General features: G+C 63.8%; 20 protein-coding genes and 2 tRNA genes. 14 read left to right on the top strand and 8 right to left on the bottom strand.

The genetic code is table 11. The features are described 5' to 3' along the window. Window positions 1-154: 154 nt before the first annotated feature. The 5 genes from M4J39_RS05760 to M4J39_RS05780 all read right to left on the bottom strand — a co-directional run bounded on the left by M4J39_RS05760 (window position 155) and on the right by M4J39_RS05780 (window position 4,009). Entirely contained in the window at window positions 155-1,567 is a 1,413-nt protein-coding gene (locus tag M4J39_RS05760; protein WP_251726876.1) for a TolC family outer membrane protein, read from the bottom strand. Window positions 1,568-1,862: 295 nt separating this feature from the next. Continuing rightward, complete coding sequence (locus tag M4J39_RS05765) at window positions 1,863-2,519, bottom strand: protein-L-isoaspartate O-methyltransferase (protein ID WP_251726877.1); 657 nt, start codon at window positions 2,517-2,519, stop codon at window positions 1,863-1,865. A 205-nt stretch (window positions 2,520-2,724) separates the two neighbouring features. After that, window positions 2,725-2,798: transfer RNA gene (locus M4J39_RS05770), tRNA-Cys, on the bottom strand. A gap of 238 nt (window positions 2,799-3,036) precedes the next feature. After that, window positions 3,037-3,276, bottom strand: coding sequence for a hypothetical protein (locus tag M4J39_RS05775; RefSeq protein WP_251726878.1), 240 nt, complete (start codon window positions 3,274-3,276; stop codon window positions 3,037-3,039). Between the two features lie 478 nt (window positions 3,277-3,754). Next, window positions 3,755-4,009, bottom strand: a complete 255-nt coding sequence (locus tag M4J39_RS05780; RefSeq protein ID WP_251726879.1) for a PGPGW domain-containing protein — start codon at window positions 4,007-4,009, stop codon at window positions 3,755-3,757. 258 nt (window positions 4,010-4,267) lie between these two features. On the opposite strand from M4J39_RS05780, the gene M4J39_RS05785 reads away from it, so the two are divergent. Beyond that, window positions 4,268-4,343: transfer RNA gene (locus M4J39_RS05785), tRNA-Asn, on the top strand. Window positions 4,344-4,425: 82 nt separating this feature from the next. Here M4J39_RS05785 and M4J39_RS05790 read toward each other — a convergent pair. After that, complete coding sequence (locus M4J39_RS05790; RefSeq protein ID WP_251726880.1) at window positions 4,426-5,586, bottom strand: ROK family protein; 1,161 nt, start codon at window positions 5,584-5,586, stop codon at window positions 4,426-4,428. A gap of 284 nt (window positions 5,587-5,870) precedes the next feature. On the opposite strand from M4J39_RS05790, the gene M4J39_RS05795 reads away from it, so the two are divergent. From M4J39_RS05795 to M4J39_RS05835, 9 genes are all read left to right on the top strand, one after another. Further along, entirely contained in the window at window positions 5,871-7,208 is a 1,338-nt protein-coding gene (locus M4J39_RS05795) for a GH1 family beta-glucosidase (RefSeq protein ID WP_251726881.1), read from the top strand. Window positions 7,209-7,327: 119 nt separating this feature from the next. Beyond that, on the top strand, window positions 7,328-8,554 hold the full coding sequence (locus M4J39_RS05800; RefSeq protein ID WP_251726882.1) for an ABC transporter substrate-binding protein: 1,227 nt from the start codon (window positions 7,328-7,330) through the stop codon (window positions 8,552-8,554). 12 nt (window positions 8,555-8,566) lie between these two features. Beyond that, the gene (locus tag M4J39_RS05805) at window positions 8,567-9,502 is read left to right on the top strand and encodes a carbohydrate ABC transporter permease (RefSeq protein WP_251726883.1); all 936 of its coding nucleotides are present in this window, start codon (window positions 8,567-8,569) and stop codon (window positions 9,500-9,502) included. 20 nt (window positions 9,503-9,522) lie between these two features. Then, window positions 9,523-10,416, top strand: a complete 894-nt coding sequence (locus tag M4J39_RS05810; protein WP_251727562.1) for a carbohydrate ABC transporter permease — start codon at window positions 9,523-9,525, stop codon at window positions 10,414-10,416. A gap of 5 nt (window positions 10,417-10,421) precedes the next feature. Beyond that, window positions 10,422-11,504, top strand: a complete 1,083-nt coding sequence (locus M4J39_RS05815) for an ABC transporter ATP-binding protein (RefSeq protein WP_251726884.1) — start codon at window positions 10,422-10,424, stop codon at window positions 11,502-11,504. Between the two features lie 190 nt (window positions 11,505-11,694). After that, complete coding sequence (locus tag M4J39_RS05820; protein ID WP_251726885.1) at window positions 11,695-13,440, top strand: alkaline phosphatase; 1,746 nt, start codon at window positions 11,695-11,697, stop codon at window positions 13,438-13,440. Window positions 13,441-13,518: 78 nt separating this feature from the next. Further along, window positions 13,519-13,962: a hypothetical protein gene (locus tag M4J39_RS05825; protein WP_251726886.1), complete on the top strand. Its 444-nt coding sequence runs from the start codon at window positions 13,519-13,521 to the stop codon at window positions 13,960-13,962. A gap of 3 nt (window positions 13,963-13,965) precedes the next feature. Next, window positions 13,966-14,652, top strand: a complete 687-nt coding sequence (locus M4J39_RS05830) for an ABC transporter ATP-binding protein (RefSeq protein WP_251726887.1) — start codon at window positions 13,966-13,968, stop codon at window positions 14,650-14,652. Next, window positions 14,649-15,965, top strand: a complete 1,317-nt coding sequence (locus M4J39_RS05835) for an ABC transporter permease (protein ID WP_251726888.1) — start codon at window positions 14,649-14,651, stop codon at window positions 15,963-15,965. The genes M4J39_RS05830 and M4J39_RS05835 overlap by 4 nt, the downstream gene beginning before the upstream one ends. A gap of 21 nt (window positions 15,966-15,986) precedes the next feature. Here the strand turns inward: M4J39_RS05835 and M4J39_RS05840 are convergent, their stop codons facing one another. Continuing rightward, window positions 15,987-16,901, bottom strand: coding sequence for a LysR substrate-binding domain-containing protein (locus M4J39_RS05840; protein WP_251726889.1), 915 nt, complete (start codon window positions 16,899-16,901; stop codon window positions 15,987-15,989). On the opposite strand from M4J39_RS05840, the gene M4J39_RS05845 reads away from it, so the two are divergent. The 3 genes from M4J39_RS05845 to M4J39_RS05855 all read left to right on the top strand — a co-directional run bounded on the left by M4J39_RS05845 (window position 16,900) and on the right by M4J39_RS05855 (window position 20,922). Further along, window positions 16,900-17,205, top strand: coding sequence for a hypothetical protein (locus M4J39_RS05845; protein ID WP_251726890.1), 306 nt, complete (start codon window positions 16,900-16,902; stop codon window positions 17,203-17,205). The genes M4J39_RS05840 and M4J39_RS05845 overlap by 2 nt on opposite strands. 195 nt (window positions 17,206-17,400) lie before the next feature. Further along, entirely contained in the window at window positions 17,401-18,216 is an 816-nt protein-coding gene (locus tag M4J39_RS05850; RefSeq protein ID WP_251726891.1) for a phage tail protein, read from the top strand. Window positions 18,217-18,345: 129 nt separating this feature from the next. Further along, on the top strand, window positions 18,346-20,922 hold the full coding sequence (locus M4J39_RS05855; protein WP_251726892.1) for a putative Ig domain-containing protein: 2,577 nt from the start codon (window positions 18,346-18,348) through the stop codon (window positions 20,920-20,922). Between the two features lie 181 nt (window positions 20,923-21,103). Here the strand turns inward: M4J39_RS05855 and M4J39_RS05860 are convergent, their stop codons facing one another. Beyond that, window positions 21,104-22,489, bottom strand: a complete 1,386-nt coding sequence (locus M4J39_RS05860) for an L-serine ammonia-lyase (RefSeq protein ID WP_371875431.1) — start codon at window positions 22,487-22,489, stop codon at window positions 21,104-21,106. Window positions 22,490-22,613: 124 nt separating this feature from the next. On the opposite strand from M4J39_RS05860, the gene M4J39_RS05865 reads away from it, so the two are divergent. After that, entirely contained in the window at window positions 22,614-24,053 is a 1,440-nt protein-coding gene (locus M4J39_RS05865; RefSeq protein WP_251726894.1) for a deoxyribodipyrimidine photo-lyase, read from the top strand. Window positions 24,054-24,063: the final 10 nt, after the last annotated feature.

Raw genomic sequence — 24,063 nt, forward strand, 5'->3', positions numbered from 1 at the left:
GGAGGAGCCGAACGCCAAACAACGCGGCGGTCAACCGGCTAAATACCGGCCGCAAGCCTGATTCGACCTCCGAAGTATAGATTAGTTAACGCCGCTGAAAACGGTTTGCGTCGGGGAAGTGCCGGTTATCCCCGGCACCTACCGTCCAAATGCCTCAGCGACCGTCCGGCGTACGCAGCCCGATCCACTTGTCTCGGACCTGCTCGTAATGGTGTTCCGGCTTGTACGCCTTGACCTTGAGGCCGAGCCGTTCGCGATCAAGACGACCCATGGCGGCCGCGACGCTGTAGCTCGCCACCACGAACTGAGCCTGGGCCCCAACCTCCGACAGACGGGCGTCGATCAGGGTGCTCTGGGCATTGAGGACATCCAGGGTGGTCCGCTGGCCGACCTTCTGTTCCTCGACGACGCCTTCGAGCGCCAACCGGCTCGCCTTCACCGAAGCTTCGGCCGCGACGATCTGGGCTTTCGCCGACTCAAGGGCGCTCCACGCCTGGGCAAGCGCCGCATCGACCGACATGCGCGCCACGTCGACCTGAAGCTTGGCCTGACCGAGCTCTTCCTTGGCCTGACGGACCGTGGCGTATTCCGCACCGCCTTGGTAGATCGGAATGGAAAGCACGGCCGCAACCGAGCCCTCAAGCGTGCGTGCGCGCTCGGGCGTAGTGGGATCGGCGGAAACGTTGCCTGCGAAGGCGCTGCTCACCGTTCCCTGAAGAACGAAGCTCGGCAGCAGAGCGCCTTCCTGGATCTCGACGTTGTAGGACGCCGTATCGGCATTGTAGATCGCAGCACGGATCATCGGATGCTCGGTGCGCGAGGCATCAATGGCGGCCGAGAGCTTGGCCGGAAGCAACTTGGTGATCGGACCAGGCGAGCGAAGCCCCTTGGGCTCATGGCCGACGACCTTGACGTAGTTGGCCCGCGCCGTGAGCAGATCGGCTTGCGCCGCGCTGACGGCCGCCGTGGCCGCAGCCAGCGCCGCCTGAGCCTGCGAGACGTCCGTCCTCGTGCCCTCGCCGACCGAGAAACGATCGTTGGAGGCCCGTACCTGCTCCTGCAGGAAGGCAACGTTGGACTGGCGCAACTCGAGCACCTGTCCGGACAGAATGACGTTCATGTAGGCGGACGCCGTGTCGAGCAGGGTCGACTGTTCGGTGTTGCGCAACTGCTCGCGCGACGCCTTCACGGCCGATTCCGCACGCCTCACGCCGTTGTCGATTCGTCCGCCCATGTAGAGCGGCTGAACGATCTGGATCTGGCCCTGAACCGCGCCGGTGTCCGTGTAGGTGCTCGCCCAGTTCGACCCGCTGTTCAGGCGATACCTTGTGTCGGTGGCCGTGATGCCGGCGGAAATCTGACCGTTGATCGTCGGCCGATAGCCCGAAAGTGCCTGGGGCACGTTCTCATCGACGGCGCGCGTGCCCGCCCGCGCCGCATTGAGCGCCGGGTTGTTGGCGTAGGCCGCGGCCATCGCCTCCTGCAGGGATTCCGCCGACGCGGCGCCGGATAGGGCGAAAAGAAGGCCGACGGCGGCCGACAGGTACAAAGAGGGACGGAACGCCACGACACACCTCATTTTTATCGCCGACCGATGCGATATAGCCTGCAATCGATACCGGGTCTTCTCACGCCTGCGCGAGGAAGCCCGGTCGACCGCCACATTCGCTAACAAAACGTTAATCTTCGACGACGGAATATAACCGAAGAGGACGTGAACGGAAGCGTGGCCGGCAACGAGGCGGCAAATTCAGTCAAATCGATGCACAGAAATCACAGCCGCACCACAAGACCAGCCAGCCTGCTTTACGCTGGCTGGCGGACAGGGACAGTCGCATGAAACGTACCGTTACAAGGCGGAACTAGAAGGCGAACGTCTCGACCGCTTCGAATCCGGGCAGGACAGGAACAGATGCATCGAACAACGTACGGCCGGAAATGCCACCATCATCCCTGGCATAAAGCCTAGCTCTCGGGACGCTGCTACCTTCCTCGACGAGAAGCAATCGGCCGCGCTTGGCAAGTTGGCGGGCGATGGTCTCCGGAAACGTGACGACGGCGCCATTGAAGATGATGACGTCGAACGGCGCGGCGTCCGGCACCCCCTTCACCAGTGACGCTTCGACGACCGCCACGTTGGCAAGACCAGAGAGCTGACGACGGGCGATGGCCGCCAGATCGGCATCCTGTTCCAAAGCCACGACCGATCCGGCAAGACGGGCCATCACGGCGGCGCCGTAGCCCGAGGCACTGCCGACCTCCAATACCTTGTCGGTGGGCTTGATGCCCGCGTATTGAAGCATGCGCGCCAGCACCATGGGCTGGATCAACACGCGCGGGGAACGTCCACCGCCAAGCGGCAGATCCCGGTCAAGGTAGGCAAGCGGCTTTTGATCGTCCGGCGCGAAATTCTCGCGGGCCACCTCGCCCATCGCATCGATGATGCGGAGATCGGTAACGTCGTTCGGTCTGACCTGACCATCGACCATCTTGGTGCGCAATGCCGGAAAATCGACCATGGATCGCAAGTCCCCTGGAGCTTTCTGCCGGCTCTTCCAATAGCCGCCCCCCTCTTCCGAAACAAGGGCTTCTACGCAGCTTTGCGGAGCGGATGCACGAGTCTTCCGGCAAGAGAAGCCGGATCGACACGTCGAATGAACGCCGGACGATATGCCCAGGCAACAATTGTTCCTGAAAAATAGAGAATTCAGCGATTTCCGGAACTGGAGGCCACGGAGGGAATCGAACCCCCGTACACGGATTTGCAATCCGCTGCGTCACCACTCCGCCACGTGGCCTCACGGAGAAGGGTTCTTAAGCGAGCGCGGCTGCATAGACAAGAGGGCAAGGGGTAAAATCCGCCATCTTGAACGACTTGATTGGTTAGGTCGTGGCCCACGTCGGCTTGGCAACGGTATGAGCACGCGAGATGATCCCGCACAATGAAGACGAGGAACGGGTTTCGCTGCTACAGCCGCTGCCAGCCGATGTGGCCGGCAACGGCCATTTTGCACCCTGCGCCTTTCGGGTCACCATTCAAACGGCAACCGCCAGTTCGGTGGGGAAAGCGCCCCGGCCGATAGCCTGACCGTCGATGGCGCCACGACTTGCGAGATGGCGTTCGGCCGCCCGCTCGGCCTCGGCGACCGAGCCGTAGAGCTCGCCATCGAGATCCCAGACGTCATACTTGACGGCAACGAAACGCACCTGGTCGCCCGCAGGGGCGGCAACGGCAACGGCCTTTCCGGCCACTTCAATAACAATTGGCTTGGACATAATACTACTCTCCTGGCCCTGCCCGGTGGCAAGACCATCATCCTGTCGGCTACGTTTTCGTGAGAAGTGTCAGATGCTCAGCAAAGACACATTCGCCATTGGCGTTTCGAGCCAAGATGATTGGGGCGGATCGTCGAACGGCATACATTCGTGCGCGCGATCCGCGTGAGCGAAATGTGTGTCATTTATGACCTCCTTTCCCAAGATCGAGAGAGCATTACTCTCTGGGGCACAGCGATAGTGATCAACAACGACCGAAATATGACGCCGAACGATTCGGCTTGATGTCCTGTTCCGGCAACACCGCGATCCAATCGCGTCTGTCCTCACTCCAACCTGCCACAAGTGGAGTCCGCACTCCAGAAACGAAATATCAAAGTCAGGCACATTCGCGTGAATGGATTCCGGCTGCGCCTGAACTGCATCAAGCGGCCGGCCGCTTGCGTCGGAAATCGTGGCGAACAAAGAGCTAGAAAGTCTAGACGGAGCCGACATCTCGCCCTTTCCAGCGATTGTAGCGACGCATGATCCAGACCTCGGCGCGCCTTCTGACCCGACGAGCGAGCGGGGAGTCCACCGAGAGAATGACCAAGCCGACCGGAATCATCCAGAAACCGACGACCGGCAGAAAACCGACGAGCCCCAATGCAACGAAGACAACGCCCATGACGACGCGCAGCAGCCGGTTTCTCGGCAATCGCATCGTCCGCCCCCAGAGTCTCACCCTCGGCATGAACAACCTCTCGAAGCGTTTGCGGTTCCGGCCTTGCCCGGTTCCGGACAGATAGGAAAGGGCAACCGGCTTTTCAAAGTCCCTCCTCAAGGTGCGGGAAACCACTGGTCCGGCGAAGGAAAAAACCTTTCCACACCATGTCGTTAGGCGCCGTTTTTCCACGTCTTCCGGTCTTTTCGCGCCGCCATCGCATTTTCCTTGCCGAGGGGGCTTTGCAAACCGGAACAGCTTTGTTATACGCACCGCCACCGAAGCTGTTCCGCGATAGCTCAGTTGGTAGAGCAGGTGACTGTTAATCACCGGGTCGTAGGTTCGAGTCCTACTCGCGGAGCCATCGGTTTCCCAGGAAAATCAGCAGCTTAACGCAATCCGATGCACTTGTGCATTCGAGACCAGATCGTTTTGACGCCTGTGCCCTAAGACGGAAGCGAGAAGAAGCTGTCGATGGCGAGCGCGGCCGCGCCGCGTGCCCAGGCATCGTCGTTCCAGAACTCGACGAACACCTCGGTGCCACGCTGGAAATTCTTCTCCTTCAGCGTGGCCACCAGCGGTTCGAGCAGCGTCGGTCCGAACAATACGCCCTCGCCGCCGATCACCATGGTCTCCGGATCGAACAGGCTGGCAAACGTGGCCGCCGCTGCTCCGAGACGGCGGCCGGCGGTGCCAAGGATTTCGCAGGCCACAGGGTCACCCTCTCCCGCCAATGCAGCCAGGGAAGCCGGATCGATGGCATGGCTGGACGGCCGGACCATGCGATAGGCGTTGAGAATGGCCGGCAAGGAGGTGACCGCCTCCAGGCAACCGAGACGACCGCACTCGCAACGAGGCCCATCCTCCACCACGGCGAGATGGCCGATCTCGCCGGCACCACCGTAGCGGCCACGCAGCAGTTGGCCGTCGACGATCATCGCCGCGCCGATGCCGCGGCCGAAGGAGAACACCGCCAGCGACGACGCCTGCCGCCCGGCCCCGAACAGATGTTCGGCGAGCGCGAAGGCGTTGACGTCATTGTCGACCCAGGCGGGCGCGCCGGCCAAACCGGAGATCAGCGCGGCGATCGGCACGTCCTTCCAGCCGAATCGATCGCACCGCAGGCATATGCCGCTCTCGGCATCGTGCTGGCCGGGCATGGCGAGACCGATGCCGATCAACCGCTTCCGATCCTCGCCCGAACGTTCCATGAGACGGGTGAGCGCGTCGGCTGTCGCACGAGCGACCGCGTCGGGCGAACGCGCGTCGACGTCCGCCGTCAGCGTATCGATGACGTTGGTGCCGAGATCGGTGAGCGTCGCCCTCAGATGATGCTCCATCAGCTTGACGCCCAGGGAGACGTGACCGGCATAGTTCAGGTCGAGCCGCGTCATCCGGCGCCGGCCACCGTCGGCCACGGCATCGCGCTCGGTGATGATCTGCTGATCCAAGAGCTCGGACGACACGTAGGAAATGGCCGCCGGGCTGAGTCCGGTCGCCACCGCAATGTCCGACCTCGCCGTTGGTCCATGCCGACGCAGGTGATTGAGAAGCAGCAGCCGGTTGAGCGTGCGCGACGTACTCTGATTTCCCTTCAGCGAGGGCATGAGAACATTTCCATTTCCGGAGCCGGCGACCCGTTCGTTTCATTTATAGAAACGAACTCGGACGGATTTCAACATATCGGACAACACCGGATGGCGACGATGCGAGCTTCGCCGCACGGGGAAACCGACGGGAACGATCGACCGAGCCGGCTCAAACCCGAGCGTTTCCGGGTCTCATACCCGTCTTTGTATAAATTTCGGGCGGCAAACTATCTCGCTTGACTCGCCATACATTTCATTTAATTAATTGAAGCCATATCAGGTCATCAACGGCGGTCGTCAGCATGCCTCGTTCCACTCGCGCCCAGTTTCCCGACACTTTCCGGTGGGGCGTTTCCACCTCCGCGCTGCAGATCGAAGGCGCCACGGACGTCGATGGCCGTCGCCCCTCCGTCTGGGACACCTTCGCAGCGGAGCCCGGCAGAATCCGAAATGGCGACACGCCAGCGGTGGCTTGCGATCACTATCATCACCTCGACGAGGACCTCGATCTGGTCAAAGCACTCGGTGTCGGTGCCTATCGCTTTTCGGTGTCCTGGCCGCGCATCCTGCCGAGAGGAACCGGCGCGGTGAACGAGCCCGGCCTTGCCTTCTATGACCGCCTTGTCGACGGGCTGCTGGAGCGGGGTGTCGAACCCTGGCTGACGCTCTATCACTGGGACCTGCCGCAGCCGCTCGAGGATGCCGGCGGCTGGCCGCGCCGGGACACCGCCCTCGCCTTCGCCGATTTCGCCGACGTGGTGTCCCGCCGGCTCGGCGACCGCGTCAAGCGCTGGATCACCCACAACGAACCCTGGTGCAGCACAATCAAGGGCTATTATGAGGGCGAGTTCGCGCCCGGCAAGCGCGACCTCGCGGCGGCCATGCAAGCGACCCATCACGTCCTGCTGTCGCACGGCTTGGCATTGCCGGTGCTCCGGTCCAATGTTGCGGACGGCCAATGCGGCATCGCCCTGAGCTTGCATCCGATCCACACGGCGTCGGACTCCGAAGCCGATCGTGTCGCCGCCATCCGCCACGACGGCCTCAGGAACCGCTGGTTCCTCGATCCGCTGCACGGTCGCGGCTACCCGGAAGACGTTCTCCGCGAGCTGGGCACCGCCGCTCCGACGATTGACGAGGGGGATCTCGTGACCATCGCCGGCAAGACCGACTTTCTCGGCATCAACTATTACTTCCGGGAGATCGTCGCCGACGACCCCGAGGGCGGACCGATGCGGTCGCGCGTCGTCGAAACGGAAGCGTCCGACGTCACCGGTTTCGGCTGGGAGGTCTATCCCGAGGGTCTCACCGAGCTGCTTCTTCGCGTCACGCGCGATTACCATCCGGCGCCGATCGCCATCACGGAAAATGGCGCCACCTACCCCGATGAGATGGCAGCGGACGGCAAGATCCATGACGAGCAGCGCGCGATCTACATCCATCGCCATATCGACGCGTTGCGGACGGCAATGGACGGCGGCGTCGATCTCGCCGGCTATTTCGTCTGGAGCCTGCTCGACAACTTCGAATGGGCGGAAGGCTACTCCAAACGGTTTGGCCTGGTGCACGTCGATTTTGCAACCCAGGCGCGGACCATGAAAGACAGCGGCCGCTGGTTTGCCGCCTTCCTGAAAGGGTAACCGGCGCGCCGAAGACGGAGGCTGTTTCCATACCACGGTCTGTTCCTTTCACGACCGGACGGGTGGCGAGGCTGGAGGGGCCCGAAGGGAGTGTCGGGCCGCGATGAAGGAGGAGAGAGATGTTGAACAAGCTTGGAGTACTGGGCTCGGTCATGGCCTTCGCCCTGACGACGACCACGCCGGTCTATGCCGGCACTGCGGAAGTCATCCACTGGTGGACAAGCGGCGGCGAGGCCGCGGCACTGAAAATCCTCGTCGATGCCTATGAGAAGACGGGCAACACCTGGAAGGATAATCCGGTGGCCGGCGGCGAGGCCGCCCGCATGGTGGCCCGTACGCGCATTCTCGGCGGCGACCCGCCAACGTCCATGCAGTGGCAGGTCGGCGCCCCGCTGATGGCGCTCGCCGAAGAAGGCCAGCTCAACGGTATCGACGAGGTGGCCAAGGACTGGGACAAGCTCCTGCCCAAGGTGATCGCCGACAACGCCAAGTTCGAAGGCAAGTATGTCAGCGCGCCGATCGACATTCACGGCCACAACTGGCTTTGGGGCAACCAGGCCGTCCTCGACGATGTCGGCATTGCCATGCCGAAAAACTGGGACGAGCTGATCGCCTCGGCCGACAAGATCCGCGCCAAGGGTTACATCCCGCTGGCGCTCGGTGGCCAGTCCTGGCAGGAAATCTTCGTCTTCGAGAGCATCCTGGTCGACGTCGGCGGCCGCGACTTCCTGACCAAGGTCACCTATGACCTTGACGACGCCGCCTTGCGCAGCCCGGAAATGCTGAAGGCCTTCCAGACCTTCGCCAAGGTACGCGATCTCGTCGATCCCGGCAGCCCGAGCCGCGACTGGAACATCACCGGCGGCATGCTGATCAGCGGCAAGGCCGCCTACATGATCATGGGCGACTGGCTGAAGGGCGAGTTCGTGGCCGCGAACAAGGTTCCCGGCAAGGACATCGCCTGCGAGATATTCCCGGCCGGCGGCAAGACGCTGGTGTTCGGAACCGACTCCTTCGCCATGACGGCGGTGAAGGACCCGGCGCTGCGGGAGGCCCAGTTGGCCCTCGCCAAGACGATCATGGATCCCGTGGTGCAGAGGGAGTTCAGTCTGCGCAAGGGTTCGATCCCGCCGCGCCTCGACGTGGACAAGACCGGCTTCGACGCCTGCGCCCAGATCGCCATGGGGGCAGCGGCCGAAGGCCAGTTGTTCCTGGTGCCGGACAACGTGGCCGACGCCACGAGCATCGGCGCCCTGGTCGACCAGATGACCACCTTCCTGCACAGCGACATGACGCCTGAGGAAGGCATGACCGCCATGGCCGACGCCGTGGCCGCAACCCGCTGACGGGCATTAGACATGACGTGCCGGCGGCGGCTTGCCGCCGGCACGCTCCCGATCCGTGAAGCCAAGGCTCCGATCAAGCGCAGATTCCTCCAGCGACACGTGTCGCAGGTCGCCCTGTCGCCATCCCTGGCGCTGATCGCGATCTTCCTCTACGGCTTCATCGCCTACACGGCGGCGGTCTCGACGACCAACAGCAAGGCCTTCCCGCGCTTCGACACATTCGTCGGCCTCGAGCAATACTGGCGCCTGTTCCACACGCCACGCTGGCATGTCGCCTTCACCAATATGTTCCTGTTCGGCGGCCTGTTCCTGCTCGTCACCATCTCGCTCGGCCTCCTGATCGCCATCCTGATCGACCAGCGAATCCGCGCCGAAAGCTTCTTCCGGTCGATCGTCATGTATCCGATGGCGATGTCCTTCGTGGTGACCGGCATCATCTGGCAGTGGCTGCTGAACCCGACGCTCGGCATCGAGGTGATGATGCACCAGCTCGGCTTTGAAAGCTTCCGCCTCGATTGGCTGACCAATCCCGACACCGTCATCTGGGCGCTGGTGGTGGCCGCCTTCTGGCAGGGCTGCGGCCTCGTCATGGCGCTGTTCCTCGCCGGCCTGCGCGGCATCGACGAGGACATCTGGAAGGCGGCGGCGGTCGACGGCATCCCGGCCTGGCGGGTCTACGTCTTCATCGTCATCCCGATGCTGGCGCCGGTGTTTCTCACTGTCGTCGTGCTGTTGTCGCTGTCGATCGTTCGTGCCTTCGACCTCGTGGTGGCGCTGACCAATGGCGGCCCCGGCGTCTCGTCCGACCTGCCATCGGTGTTCATGTTCGACATGGCCTTCCGCCGCACCAACCTCGGCCTGTCGGCCGCCTCGGCGGTGGTCATGCTCGGCACGGTGCTGGCGATCCTGATCCCCTATCTCTACGTCGAAACGAGGGAGCGCGCCTGATGTCGACCTCGACAGACGCAATGCCCCGGCCTGCGCGGTCCGGCTGGCTGACGCCCCGGCGGGCCAAGGCGATCCTGAAGCGGGTCGTGCTTTATCTGCTGCTTGCCATCGTTGCCTTCTTCTTCGCCGGGCCGCTCTACATCCTGCTCAGCACGTCGTTCAAGACGATGCCGGAGATCCAGGCTGGCGGGCTGATGTTCCTGCCGCACGAGCCGACGGCCCAGGCATGGGTCACCGCCTGGGGCGAAGCCTGCATCGGCATCACCTGCGGCGGCCTCAAGGGCTATTTCGGCAACTCGATGATGATGGCCGTCCCCGCCGTGCTGATCTCGGTAATGATCGGCGCCATCAATGGCTATGCGCTGGCGAAATGGCCATTTCCCGGCGCCCGCTTCGTGTTCGCCGCGCTGGTTGCCGGCAACTTCGTGCCGTTCCAGGTGGTGCTGGCGCCGGTGTCAGTCACGCTGCGCACGCTTGGCCTGTTCGGTTCGGTGGAGGGACTGATCCTGATCCACGTGATCTACGGCATCCCCATCACCACCATGCTGTTCCGCAACTTCTTCCTGTCGGTGCCCAACGACCTGATCAAGGCGGCGCGCATCGACGGCGCCGGCTTCTTCTGGATCTTCTTCCGCATCGTGCTGCCGCTGTCGCCGTCGGTGATCGTGGTGGCGCTGATCCTGCAGTTCACCGGCATCTGGAACGACTTCCTGTTCGCCGTTTCCTTCTCCAATCCGTCGAGCGCGCCGATGACGGTCGCCCTCAACAATCTGGTCAACTCCAACTTCGGGGTGAAGGAATACAACGTCCACATGGCCGCGACGGTGATCGCCGCCGCCCCCACCCTCATCCTCTACATCCTGCTCGGTCGCTACTTCCTGCGTGGCATGACCGCCGGCGCCGTCAAGGGTTGACCGTCATGATCGACATCCGGATTTCCAACTGCAACAAGAACTACGGTTCGCTGAGGGTGCTGAAGGACATCAACCTCGAAATCGAGCGCGGCGAGTTCATCGTGCTCCTGGGACCCTCGGGCTGCGGCAAATCGACACTCCTGCACATCGTCGCCGGCCTCGACCGGTTGAGCTCGGGCGCGATCGAGATCGGCGGCCGCGACGTTACCGACGTCGAGCCCAAGGATCGCGACATCGCCATGGTGTTCCAGTCCTACGCGCTCTACCCGACCATGAGCGTCCGCAGCAACATGGAGTTCGGCCTCAGGATGCGCGGCAAACCGATGGCCGAGATCCGGCCTCTGGTCGAGGACAAGGCACGCATGCTGCATATCGACCACCTGCTCGACAGGCGGCCGAGCCAGCTCTCGGGGGGCCAGCGCCAGCGCGTCGCCATCGGCCGGGCCCTGGTGCGCGACCCCAAGGTGTTCCTGTTCGACGAGCCGCTCTCCAACCTCGACGCCAAGCTGCGCGCCAGCATGCGCACCGAGATCAAGAAACTGCATCAATCGCTCGGCACGACGGCGATCTACGTCACCCACGACCAGCTCGAGGCGATGACGCTCGCCACCCGCATGGTGGTGATGAAGGCCGGCGAGATTCAGCAGGTGGGCAAGCCCGAGGAGGTCTACCACCGGCCGGTCAACCTGTTCGTCGCCGACTTCCTCGGCAATCCCGGCATGAACTTCATGAAGGGGCGTCTTCGTCTGGAGGGTGGGCGCGTGTCGGCGGACGTCGGTGCCGCCACCATACCGCTCGACGGCTACGCCTTCGACACGTCTCCCACCGACGGACAGGCGGTGATGGTCGGCCTGCGCCCCGAATCCGTCCAGCCATCGACGGGCGGCGAGCCCTTCGCGCTGACGCTCAAGCCGACGCTGATCGAGCACACCGGCTCGGACAATCTCGTCGTGCTGGCCATGGGAAGCGAGGAGATCGTCGGCAAGTTCCCCTCCGACATGCTGCCGAAGCTCGGGGAACCTGTTGCCGTCGGGTTCGATCTTTCCCGTCTGTCGGTGTTCGACGCCCAGACCGAACGGCGCATTTAGGAACCGCGCCGTTGTTCACACCCCAGTCCGGGCGGTCCCGGTCTGGGCTCGCCGCTTTGTAACTCTTCTAGTCATTTCAAGAATTTTGCGTTCATGCAGCATTCACCCGGCTGTCATGTTTGCTTCATGCCCCCTGCCTACCAAGGAGCGCGCGTTCTCTTCCGCGCAATCCATTCTCAAGGGGCAAACCATGCGCACTCTTCTTCTGGCGCTCGCCGCCAGCACGGCTCTCATCGGGACCGCTGGCGCGGCCACCGTCTATCCGCTCGACCGGGCGACCATCCTCGCCGGCTCCCCCTTTGATTTCAAGGTGGAGTTCGACGGCACGGTGAAGGCCGAGGACGTCAAGATCGCCGTCAACGGCGCCGACTACAAGGCGACGTTCGGCGGCGAAGTGGAGTTCATCGCCTCCGAGAAGGGCAAGGACGACGCCGACCTCGGCTCGGCCGTATTGCTGCGTGGCATGAAGATCGACAAGGCCGGCGCCTACACGGTCGAAGTCTCGGCCGGGGACCAGAAGAAGTCCGTCACCTGGAACGTTTACGCGACTCCCGAAGCCCCCAAGGCCAAGAACGTCATCTTCCTGCTCGGCGACGGCCTCTCCGTCGCGCACCGCACCGCCGCCCGCCTGATGTCCAAGGGCATGACCGAGGGCAAGGCCAACGGCCGCTTGGCCATGGACGACCTCGACCACATGGCCTTCATCGGCACGTCGTCGACGCACTCGATCGCCACCGACAGCGCCAATACCATGTCGGCCTACATGACCGGCCACAAGAGCCGGGTCAACGCTCTTGGCGTCTATGCCGACCGTACGCCGGCAACCATGGACGACCCGAAGGTCGAGACCATCGCCGAAGCTCTGCGCCGCACCACCAAGAAGTCGATCGGCGTCGTCACGACGTCCGAAATCGAAGACGCCACGCCGGCCGCCGTCGTCTCCCATACCCGCAAGCGCGACGAGAAGGCCGCCATCGTCGGCATGTTCTATGACGTCAAGCCGGAGGTCGTGCTGGGCGGTGGTTCGGCCTACTTCCTGGCCAAGGAAGTACCGGGCTCCAAGCGCAAGGACGACAAGGACTACATCAAGCTGTTCCAGGAAGCCGGCTACACGCTCGCTACAGACAAGGACGAGCTGCAGAAGGCCGCCGGCTCGGACAGGATCCTCGGTCTGTTCCATACCGGCAACATGGACACTCAGCTCGACCGTGCGTTCCTCAAGAAGGGTACGGTCGGCAAGTTCCCGAACCAGCCGGGTCTGGTTGAAATGACCCAGGTCGCGCTGGACCAGTTGTCGAAGAATGAAGATGGTTTCTTCCTGATGGTCGAGGCGGCCTCGATCGACAAGATGAGCCATCCGATGGACTGGGAGCGCGCGATTGTCGACACCATCGAGTTCGACAAGGCCATCGCGGTCGCCCGCAAGTTCCAGGAAAGCCATCCCGATACGTTGATCGTCGTCACCGGAGACCACACGCATGGCGTTTCGGTGATCGGCACCATCGACGACGACAAGCCGGGCACCGAAATGCGCGAAAAGGTCGGCACCTATGACGACGCCGGTTTCCCGAACTACGAAGACAAGGACGCCGACGGCTATCCCGATAGCGTAGACGTCTCGCGTCGTCTGGCGATCTTCGCCAACAACTACCCTGACCATTACGAGACCTTCCGCCCGAAGCTGGATAATCCCTTCCAGCCGGCCGTGAAGAGCGAGTCCGGCGCCTATGTGGCCAACGAAGCCTACAAGGACGTTCCGGGCGCGGTGTTCGTACAGGGCAATCTGCCTAAGAATGCCGACACCGCCGTCCACGCGGTCGATGATGTCGTGCTGCAGGCCGCCGGCCCCGGTGCCGAAGGCTTCAAGGGCTACATGGAACAGAGCGACGTCTACAAGGTGTTGGCCGACACCCTGGCCATTGGCGCCAAGCAGTAATCTGCTCTGACCGAAGCAGGGCCGGGCGGGTCTCAACCCGCCCGGCTGCCTTTCTTTTCCGATCCACTCGGGTTCGCCATGGCCAATGTCCTCTCCCGCCGTGCGTTGCTCGCCGGAATTGCCATCCTGCCCTTGGTGGGAACAGCCGACGCTGGCGACAGCCTGACCTTCGAGCAACTCTACGACAAGATCACGGTGCTCGGGCTGTCGTTCTCCGCCAAGGTCAAGGCGCTTGCCGGCAAGACGGTGTCGATCCGCGGCTTCATGGCACCGCCGCTGAAGGCCGAAGCGAAGTTCTTCGTACTGACCGAAATTCCGATGTCGATCTGTCCGTTCTGCGATTCTGATTCCGACTGGCCGAGCAACATCGTCGTCGTCTACATCGACGAGAAGAGCACCTTCGTGCCGCCGTCGAAGCTGATCGAGGTGACCGGGACACTGGAGGTCGGTTCGTGGACCGACCCCGAGACCGGGTTCGTCAGCCAGCTACGCCTTGTCCATTCCTCCTTCGAGACGGTGTGAGTCATGCTGCCGCTTGCCCTTTCAGGTGTCTCTATCTCCTTTCCCGGCCTGGCTCAGCCGGTGCTTTCCATCGATGACCTGTCGGTGCCAGCGGGTGGCCGGCTCGCCGTCACCGGCGCGTCGGGTTCGGGCAAGAGCACCTTCGTCAATCTCGTCTCCGGTCTGGAACGACCCGACAGGGGGGCCATCCGTTGGAACGGAGCCGACATCACCACGCTGTCGGAAAGCCGCCGCGATCGCTGGCGGGCGGAGAACGTCGGCCTGGTCATGCAGGACTTCCATCTTTTCCCCGGGCTTGCCGCCATCGACAACGTACTGCTGCCCGCCCGCCTCGCCCGCGCCGCTACGGCGGAGGTGAAGTCGCGCGCCCACGAACTTCTCTCCCGCGTCGGCCTCGCGCGGCCCGAACAGTCGGTCGAGACCATGTCGCGCGGCGAAATGCAGCGCGTCGCCGTGGCACGCGCCCTTTTGCGCCGCCCCGGCGTGCTGATTGCCGACGAGCCGACCGCCAGCCTCGACGCCGAAGCAGGGGCCGAGGTCGGCCAGCTGCTTCTGGAACTCGCCAACCAGGAGGGCGCCACCTTGATCGTCGTCAGTCACGACGAACGGCTGACCGAGCGACTCGATCGCCGTATCCGCCTTGCCGACGGCCATATCGTTGCAGACACCGCCATGAGGGCTTCGTCATGATCCGCTTCGTCTTCGCCGATCTCCGTCGCCTTTGGGCCGCCTCGCTGGTCATCGTGTTGCTGGTGGCGCTCGCCACCGCACTTGGCGTCGCCGTAACCTTGCAGGAACGGGCCTTGCGCCTCGGTTCGGCGCGCGCCGCCGACAAGTTCGACCTGATCGTCGGAGCGCCGGGCTCGGAGACGCAGCTTGTGCTCTCCTCGGTATTCCTTCAGCCGGCGGCGCTGCCCTTGATGTCCGGCGATGTGCTGACCAAGCTGATCGCCGACCCGCGCGTCGACTGGGCCGCGCCCATCGGCTTCGGCGACAACTTCAAGGGATATCCGATCGTTGGCACGACCACCGATCTCATCTCCGGTACAACGACCGGCTTTTCTGAAGGGCAGATGTTCGCCCGCGAAGGCGAAGCGGTGGTCGGATCGGGCGTTGACCTGCCGGTCGGCGCTGAAGTGAAGCCCATGCACGGCACGGCCGGCGAAGGTGGCGAAACGCACGCCGACAGCATCTACCATGTCGTCGGCAAGCTCCAGCCGACCGGAACGGCCTGGGACAGGGCCGTTCTCGTGCCCATCCAGGCCGTCTGGCATATCCATGGCCTTGGGGAAGACCACGACCATGAGGAAGCCGGTCACGACGAGCATGCCGCCCGTCACGATGAAGACGCCGACCACGACCATGAGGCTGAAGCCCATCATGAGGGCGAGGCCGACGAGGAGCACCATCATCACGGCCACATCGACGCCGACGCGCCGCTCGACGAGGACTTCGACCACGAGGTCCCCGGTCTACCCGCCGTTCTGGTAAAGCCCAAGACCATCGCCGACGCCTATGCGCTGCGGCAGGCCTACCGCACCGGCGAGGGCACGCGCGCGGTTTTCCCCGCCGAGGTGCTGACTGGGCTCTATGCGACACTCGGCGATGCCCGCGCGGTCCTGATGTACGTCGCCTATGGCGCGCAAACGCTGGTCGCAGCGGCGTTGATGCTGATTGCCGTCATCCATGTCGCCCAACGGCGCAAACAGATCGGGGCGCTTCGTGCCTTCGGCGCGCCGCGTCTTGCCGTGTTCGGCATCGTCTGGCTGGAGCTGCTGCTGCTCGTTGCGATCGGCGTCGGCGCAGGTTTCGGTTTGGGCTATGGCGCGGCGGAGTTTCTGGCCGGCCTGTTCACCGCTCAAAGCGGGGTTCGCATGCCGGTGGAGTTCACCACCGCCGATGCCGCGCTGGCCGCGACCCTCCTTGTCGTCGCAGCCCTGATGGCGGCCCTGCCCGCCGCTCTCGCCTATCGCCAGTCACCGGTGGAGGCGCTCAGGGGGTGAACACGACAACCCCGCGTCTGGTCATCCGATCGGTTGCGCCGCCTCGGCGAAAATCCATTGGCGGAAGGCCGCCACGCCGGGATTGGCCAGAGCGGAGCGCGGATAGATCAGGCTGTAGTTGAACGGCGACGGCTGGGTTTCCACGAAGGCGCGGACCAGACTGCCAGACTGCAGATCGGCCTCAACGAGCGAGGTGCGCACCAGCGCAAAGCCTTCTCCACGCCGGCAAGCGGCAAGCATGTCGGCAAAGGTCGGAAAAGGGATCGCCGCCGCCATTCGGTCGGCAAAATCCGGGGCGACGGCTTCGACGTCCTGCTGCTCAAACCAGCGCCGCCAGTCGAGAGCCGTGTGCCGGACACCGTCGTAGGTCAGGCAAGGCGCTGCCAGAAAGGCTCGGCGCTCTGGAAGATGACCGAGCAGGGACGGCGCACAAACGGCGAACTCGTCGTCGGCGGTCAGAGGCTCGGCGACGAGGCCTGTGCCGCCCCCACCCAGCCGGATGGCCAGATCGGCACGTCCTGCCGAGAGATCCGGCGCCTGATAGCCAACCGACAGCACCAGCTCGATATCCGGAAAGCGCTGGACGAAACCTGCCAAACGCGGCGCCAGCCACTGGCTTGAAAACTCTGGCGTCACCGACAGTTCGACGCGACCACGACTGGCATCGGCGCGGGCGGTCCGCAGCGCTTCCTCAAGGTTGCGCAACGCCTCTGCCACCGATGGATAAAGCCGCGCGCCCCTGGTGGTCAGACGAGCGCCGCTCCGACCGCGCTCGAACAGCACACCACCGATCCAGCCCTCCAACTGGGAGATCTGGTGACTGACGGCCGTCTGCGTCGTCCCCAATCGCTCGGCCGCCCGGCCGAAGCCTCCCAGTTCGGCGATGCCACAAAAAGCCCTCAACGCGGCGATGGGAGGGAGCGGGCGGGTATCCATGAAATTCTCTCATGTAACGGATGGAAACACTTCATTTCATCTCATTGAAGAAGCATGCCAAATTCTTGAAGGGGAGAAAAGCCTCAAGGGAACCAGCATGTTGTTTCATGTCCTTTTCCGTTGGCGGGTGGCCCGCCCGCAGCGCACCCGAGCACACGACGACGCCGCTGGACTCAGTGCTCATCTGCAACGGGACATCGGCCTTGAGAGCGACCGACCGCGCTCGGCTTCCTCACACTTCGACTGCATGTCGAAGCCGATCTGGCGCATGGTTTGGAAGGCCGTATCGAGGCTTTCGGCGTGACCGCTGGGCCAGACCGCCAGTTTGCAACCGGCAGCGCACAGTTGTTCACGACAATCAAATACAACAAATGGATGAGTAATAAAACCATAGCGATAATTGTGACAATGCCCCAACCTGACATAGAGCTGTACAGTGCGATGCGCGGCGTTGCTCTGAAGCGAGACTCGTCGCGAGCGATCGGAAGGGGTAACAGGCATGAGGGGCATATCTCACTTTCGCCGTGTCACCAGCCACGGCCTGTCCGCACTTGGCATTGTCGGCGGAATCGCACTTGTCATCGGCACAGCTGCGCCTGCCATGGCGTGCAATGACGAGTCCTTCACCGGGACCATCTGCGCTTTCAGCTTCAACTGGTGCCCAAATGGCTGGCTGCCCGCGGATGGACGGCAGATCTCGATAAATGGCAATCAGGCCCTCTACAGCCTGATTGGCACCCAGTACGGTGGAAGCCCGCAGAGCGGGCAGTTCGGCCTGCCGGACCTGCGCGGACGGGCAATAGTCAGCTATGGCACGGGCCCTGGCCTGCCGGCTCAGCCGTTCGCCGGCGCCACCGGAATGCCGACCACCACGCTATCCGTCCCCAACCTGCCGCCGCACAACCATGCCGCCACGTTCACCGGCACGGGCGGAGGAACGCAATCGGTCACGGTGCCGGCCGATCCAGGAACGCTGGGTGTCACCGCAACACTCTCCGCCAAGGATTCTGTAGGAGGCTCCGATATCTTACCTGGCGCCTTTCTCGGCAAGGGGCCGAGCGGGGGCGGCGGAGCGGCATCTATCTATGTGCCCTCGACAACAGCGGCGACCGAAGTGGCACTGGGCGGTCTTGATGTCCAATTAACCGGCACCCCCGGTCACGGTGCGATTGGTTTCTCCTACCAGACTGGCCTCACGGGCGGAACGGTCGCGGTCGGAAATACAGGCAATGGCGTTGCCTTCTCCAACCAGTCCCCCTCCCTCGCCGTGAGCTACTGCATCCAGACGCTTGGGCTGTACCCGCCGCGTCCATAACGGCATGTCTCCGGCGGGATCCAAACCCGCCGGAGACACCCTCGAGAAGAAAATGTTGACGTAGGGAGTGCTTTCTTCGGAAAGCAAGGATGGGGTATGAAGGCGGGCGGGATCGCAGCGAGAACACGTGTGGGGGCGACCCGGCGGTTCGGCCTATGTGGCCTCCTCGTCCTCACCCTCTGGCTTGTCCTTTGTGCCGCCACCACCGAGGTCAACGCACTGTCTGCGGACTGCACGCAAATCAACAGCGACTGGGGAGGAGGCGTGGCGCTCAACTCCACCTCGCTCTCCGTGGGCACTCACCAAGTCTACAAGGAATATCCCAATCTTGCTTCGGGCGAGACTCTGAACTGGTCTGCAACCGGCAGCAGCAGCGTCCCCGGCAGTAGCACTTACTCCAACTACTGGATCTACAATAACGATGCTTACGACGTCTCCGGCGAGACCCAAACCTCCGGGAGCATGTCCGGCAGCGGGTCGCACACGGCTTCAGTGGGCGACACTTATATCTCGATAGAAATCAACGCTTTCTACCTTAATTCGGCCCAATCCACCTCAGTGACCATGACGGCAACTTGCACGGATGGATCGCCCGTCACCATCGCGCTCTCTCCGGCGGCCGGGGCGCTGACGGCCGGCGAGGTCGGTACCGCCTACAGCGCCACCTTCACCGCCTCGGGCGGCACCGCTCCCTACAGCTATGCCGTCACAGCCGGCGCCCTGCCGGCCGGCCTCAGCCTCGCCGCCAACGGCGCCCTGACCGGAACGCCAACCACCGCCGGAACGGCCAACTTCACCATCACCGCCACCGATGCCAACACCGACACCGGGCAAGCCGCCTACAGCCTGCAGATCGCAGCCGCGCCCGTCACCATCGCGCTCTCCCCGGCGGCCGGGGCGCTGACGGCCGGCGAGGTCGGTACCGCCTACAGCGCCACCTTCACCGCCTCGGGCGGCACCGCTCCCTACAGCTATGCCGTCACAGCCGGCGCCCTGCCGGCCGGCCTCAGCCTCGCCACCAACGGCGCCCTGACCGGAACGCCAACCACCGCCGGAACGGCCAACTTCACCGTCACCGCCACCGATGCCAACACCGACACCGGGCAAGCCGCCTACAGCCTGCAGATCGCAGCCGCGCCCGTCACCATCGCGCTCTCCCCGGCGGCCGGGGCGCTGACGGAGGCCATGGCAGACGAAGATTACAGCACATCGATCACCGCCAGCGGCGGAACCGGGCCATATGCATACAGCATCACGTCCGGAGCGTTGCCGGCCGGCTTGGTGCTCAACGTCTCGTCCGGCGAGTTGAGCGGCCATCTCGATGTCGGGACGGAAGGCAACTACAGCTTCACGATCCAGGCGCGCGACACCAACAACGTCACGGCCTCCGGCAACTACACGCTTGCTGTCCAGGAGCGTGAAGTAACCGCCACTGACAAACAGATCACCGTCACCCCTGGGTCAGCGCCGCCGAATGTAGACCTCACGGCTGGCGCGACGGGGGGGCCGTTCCTCTCCGCTGCCATCGTTTCCGTCGAGCCGGCAAATGGCGGCACGGCCCTGATCGTCAATGGCGAGTTCGCCCAGGTGGGGCCACCGGGTCCGTTGGGCTTATATGTGAAGTTCACTCCCAACCCGGCCTATTCCGGTCAGGTCACGGTGGGTTTCACGCTGACCAGTTCGCTCGGAACTTCCAACGTGGGTCATGTGATCTACTCGCTCAGCTACGATCCCGTCGCCGTCGCCGAGGAAATCGACGATCTTGTCCACGGGTTCGTGAAGACGCGCCAGAACCTGATTGTCAACACGATCAGAGTGCCAGGACTTCAAGAACGTCGACGCATGCAGACCAGACGGGCGCCCATGGATGCGCGCCTGTCGCCCTCCGCGGAAGGCGTGACCTTGGGGGTCTCAACAGGACTCGCGCAGCTCAACGCGACAGAGCATGCACCGGAAGCGGATCCGCCTCCCTTCAACGTCTGGATCGACGCATCGCTCACAATGCACAACCGCGAGGAGAACAACAACCGCTGGGGCAGTTTCGCAATGATCTCCGCCGGGGCGGACTATCTTCTGACAGAACGGGCTCTCGTCGGCGTTTCCTTCCATCATGACCGGATGAGCGATCCTACGGGTGAGGAAACGAGGCTGACCGGCAATGGCTGGCTCGCCGGTCCCTATGCCTCACTCGAGCTTGGCCGGGGTGTATTCTGGGATACGAGTCTGCTTTATGGTGGCTCGTCCAACGACATCGACACCGCCCTTTGGAACGGACGCTTCGACACTTGGCGCTGGATGTTCGATACCTCACTCACCGGACAGTGGTATCTTGATCCGACGACGACGCTGGCTCCGAAACTGCGCGCCGTCTACCTGTCGGAAACGGTGGGAGACTACGACGTCAGCAACGGCGACGGCGACGTTATTACCCTCGACGGTTTCTTGGCCGAGCAACTGCGGGTGAGCCTCGGGGCCGAGTTGACCCGTCAGGTGGTACTCGACAAGGACTTGACCCTGACCCCGAGCCTCGTCATCACAAGCGGCTTCTCCGGCCTCGACGGCTCCGGCGTTTTCGGTTCGGTGGGCACCGGCCTGATACTCACCAACGGCGAGAGTTGGAGTCTCGACGCTGCGCTTCGCTTCAACGTGGAGGGAGACGGCCAGACTTCCGGCGGCGCCAAGCTGGGATTTGCCGTCCAGTTCTGACCGTGAACGCGGAACAGCCTCAACCGCTCCCGGTCGGAGCTCCTTCACATCTTTTCTTTGGCGGCTGGCCTATTGGCGGGCACGACAGCCCGTCGCCTTGCCACTCGCTGTACCCGAGTTTGCTCGTCGACAGAAAGCTACACCACAAGGGAATGGCGTTCCCATCCACGTTCCCAGGCAATCAGCAGGCCGTGACGTTGACCGCGAGGCCGCCGAGGGAGGTTTCCTTGTACTTCGACTGCATGTCGAGACCGGTCTGGCGCATGGTCTCAAGGGCCGCGTCGAGGCTGACAACATGACGGCCATCACCGGCTAGCGCCAACGAGGCGGCGTTGATTGCCTTGATGGCGCCGAAGGCGTTGCGCTCGATGCAGGGAATCTGCACGAGGCCGCCAACCGGATCGCAGGTCATGCCCAGATGATGCTCGATGGCGATCTCGGCAGCGTTCTCCACCTGGGCCGGGCTGCCTCCGAGGGCGGCGCACAGGCCGGCCGCCGCCATGGCCGCGGCCGAGCCCACTTCGCCCTGACAACCGACTTCGGCGCCGGAGATCGAGGCGTTGCGCTTGATGAGGCCGCCGATGGCCGCGGCCGTCAGGAGAAAGCGGCGAATGCCATCCCGCTCGCCGCCGCAGAAATCGTGATAGTAGCGCAACACAGCCGGCACCACGCCGGCAGCACCATTGGTCGGCGCCGTGACGACTCGACCACCGGCTGCGTTCTCCTCGTTGACCGCGATGGCAAAGCAGGAGACGTAGTCCATCATCACCATCGGAGAACGGTCGTTGCCCGCCTCGCGCGCCTGAATGCGCTCGTGGAGCTGCCGCGCCCGCCGGCGCACGCCGAGCCCCCCGGCCAGTTCCCCGTCGCGCTCAAGCCCGCGATCGATGCAAGCGAACATGGCTTCGGCGATACGATCGACGACGGCGAGGCAGTCTTCGCCCGGTTTGCGTGCCCGTTCGTTGTCGAGAGCGATGTCGGCAAACGAGCGCCCCGTGGCCGCCGAGAGCGCCAGCAACTCGGCAGCCGTACCATAGCGCCATGGCAGCGGAGCCGCGCCGGGCTCTCCCTCCGGCTCCCCTTCACGCAGCACAAAACCGCCGCCGACCGAATACCAGATCTCCGACAGGATTTCGGCGCCGGACACATCGTGGGCAGCAAAGCGCATCGCATTGGGATGGCGCTCAAAGGTGGCGACACAGTCGAAGACGACGTCGCGATCGGGATCGAAGACGATCCGCCGTCCATCGGGCAACGCAAGCTCTCGCATGGATGCGATATCGCCCAGCTTCTCGTCGGCGAGGTCGGGATCGATATCATCAGGACGAAAGCCGGCGAGACCAAGGATCAGAGCCCTGTCGGTAGCGTGTCCCTTGCCGGTCCATGCGAGCGAACCGAAGGCGGTGGCCGTGATGCGGGCAACGTCCGGCAGGCGTGATTCCAGATGCCGCATGAAGGAAAGGGCGGCGCGCATCGGCCCGACGGTGTGCGACGAAGATGGACCTATCCCGATCTTGAACAACTCGTCGAAGGCGGCCGGCGGACGATCATCGGCGGCAGCCGGCAGGATGTCGGATGGCGAGAGCAAGGCCCGGCGGTCTCCTCCGTTGGACGCCTTGTGGCGTCCTTGAATTCCACGCCATATGGGGTGGTTTGCGGCCAACTGGCAAGAGCGATGAAAGGGAAGCGACATGAGCGCCGAAGAACGTGCCATGGCACCGGTGATCGCCTGGTTTCGCGACGATTTGCGAATCGCCGACAATCCGGCGCTTGACGCGGCAAAGGCATCGGGCCGGCCGCTGCTCTGCCTGTTCGTACTCGAGGAAGGAACCGGTCGGCGCGCGCTCGGTGCCGCCGCTCGCTGGTGGCTCGACAAGAGCCTAGCCGCCCTCGACGAAGACCTGAAGCCTCTTGGCGGCCGCTTGGTGCTGAGGCGCGGTGATCCACGCCTGATTTTGCCTGAAATCGCGACACGCGCCGGTGCCACCGGCCTGTACTTCAACCGACGATATGACCACGAAGGGAGCACCATCGACGACGCCGTGACGGTCGAGTTGCGCAGGCAAGGCGTTGCGGTGTCCGACCATGCGGCCTGGCTGCTGTTCGAGCCGGGAGCGATCCAGACCAAGACGGGTGGCCCCTTCCGTGTCTTCACACCATTCTGGAAGGCACATCGGCCGCATCTTGCGCCCGAAGCCCAGCTTCGCCGCCGACCGGAGACCATGGCGCTTTTCAAGGGGACGGTCGCCTTCGAGGCGCTTGCCTCGTTCGACCTTCATCCGACGCGACCCGACTGGTCGACCGGACTCGCCGAAAGCTGGACACCGGGCGAAGCTGGCGCCAAGGCGAGGCTCGCCGCCTTTCTCAATGGTGGCCTTTCGCGCTACGCCGCGGAACGCGACTTTCCGGCCGTCGCGGCTTCTTCCCGTCTGTCGCCTCATCTCCGTTTCGGCGAGATCGCGGTCGCGCGTGTCGTTCACGAGGTCATGAAGGCGGAAGCCGCCGATGCCGTTCATGCGGAGGCCGCCGAGAAGTTCCTGGCAGAGATCGGCTGGCGGGAGTTCGCCTGGCATCTGCTATCCGTCTTTCCCGACCTTGCGACTCGCAACGTCCAAGCTGGATTCAGCCGCTTTCCCTGGCGAGAGGACCCCGTTGCCTTCAGCGCATGGACGGCCGGCCGCACCGGTTACCCCATTGTCGATGCCGGCATGCGCGAACTCTGGCAAACCGGTTTCATGCACAATCGTGTGCGCATGATCGCCGCGTCCTTTCTCACCAAGCACCTGCTGATCCACTGGAAGCAGGGTGAAGAATGGTTCTGGGACACGTTGGTTGACGCCGACTTCGCGTCCAACCCGTTCGGCTGGCAGTGGGTTGCGGGCACCGGCGCCGATGCCGCCCCCTATTTCCGCGTCTTCAATCCGACCGCCCAGGGCGAGAAGTTCGATCCGGAAGGCATCTACGTCCGACGCTTCGTGCCGGAGACCGCAGATCTGCCGAACCGCCAGCTGCATCGTCCTTGGGAGGCACCACCGCTGGTGCGGCCGGCGCCGTCTCTCTACCCGGCGCCGATCGTCGATCACGACATGGCGCGAAAGCGCGCCCTCGACGCTTTTGCACGATGTCGATAAAGCCTCGGGG

The sequence above is a fragment of the Pleomorphomonas sp. NRK KF1 genome, from assembly GCF_023721755.1.
In the GTDB taxonomy this organism is placed as follows: domain Bacteria; phylum Pseudomonadota; class Alphaproteobacteria; order Rhizobiales; family Pleomorphomonadaceae; genus Pleomorphomonas.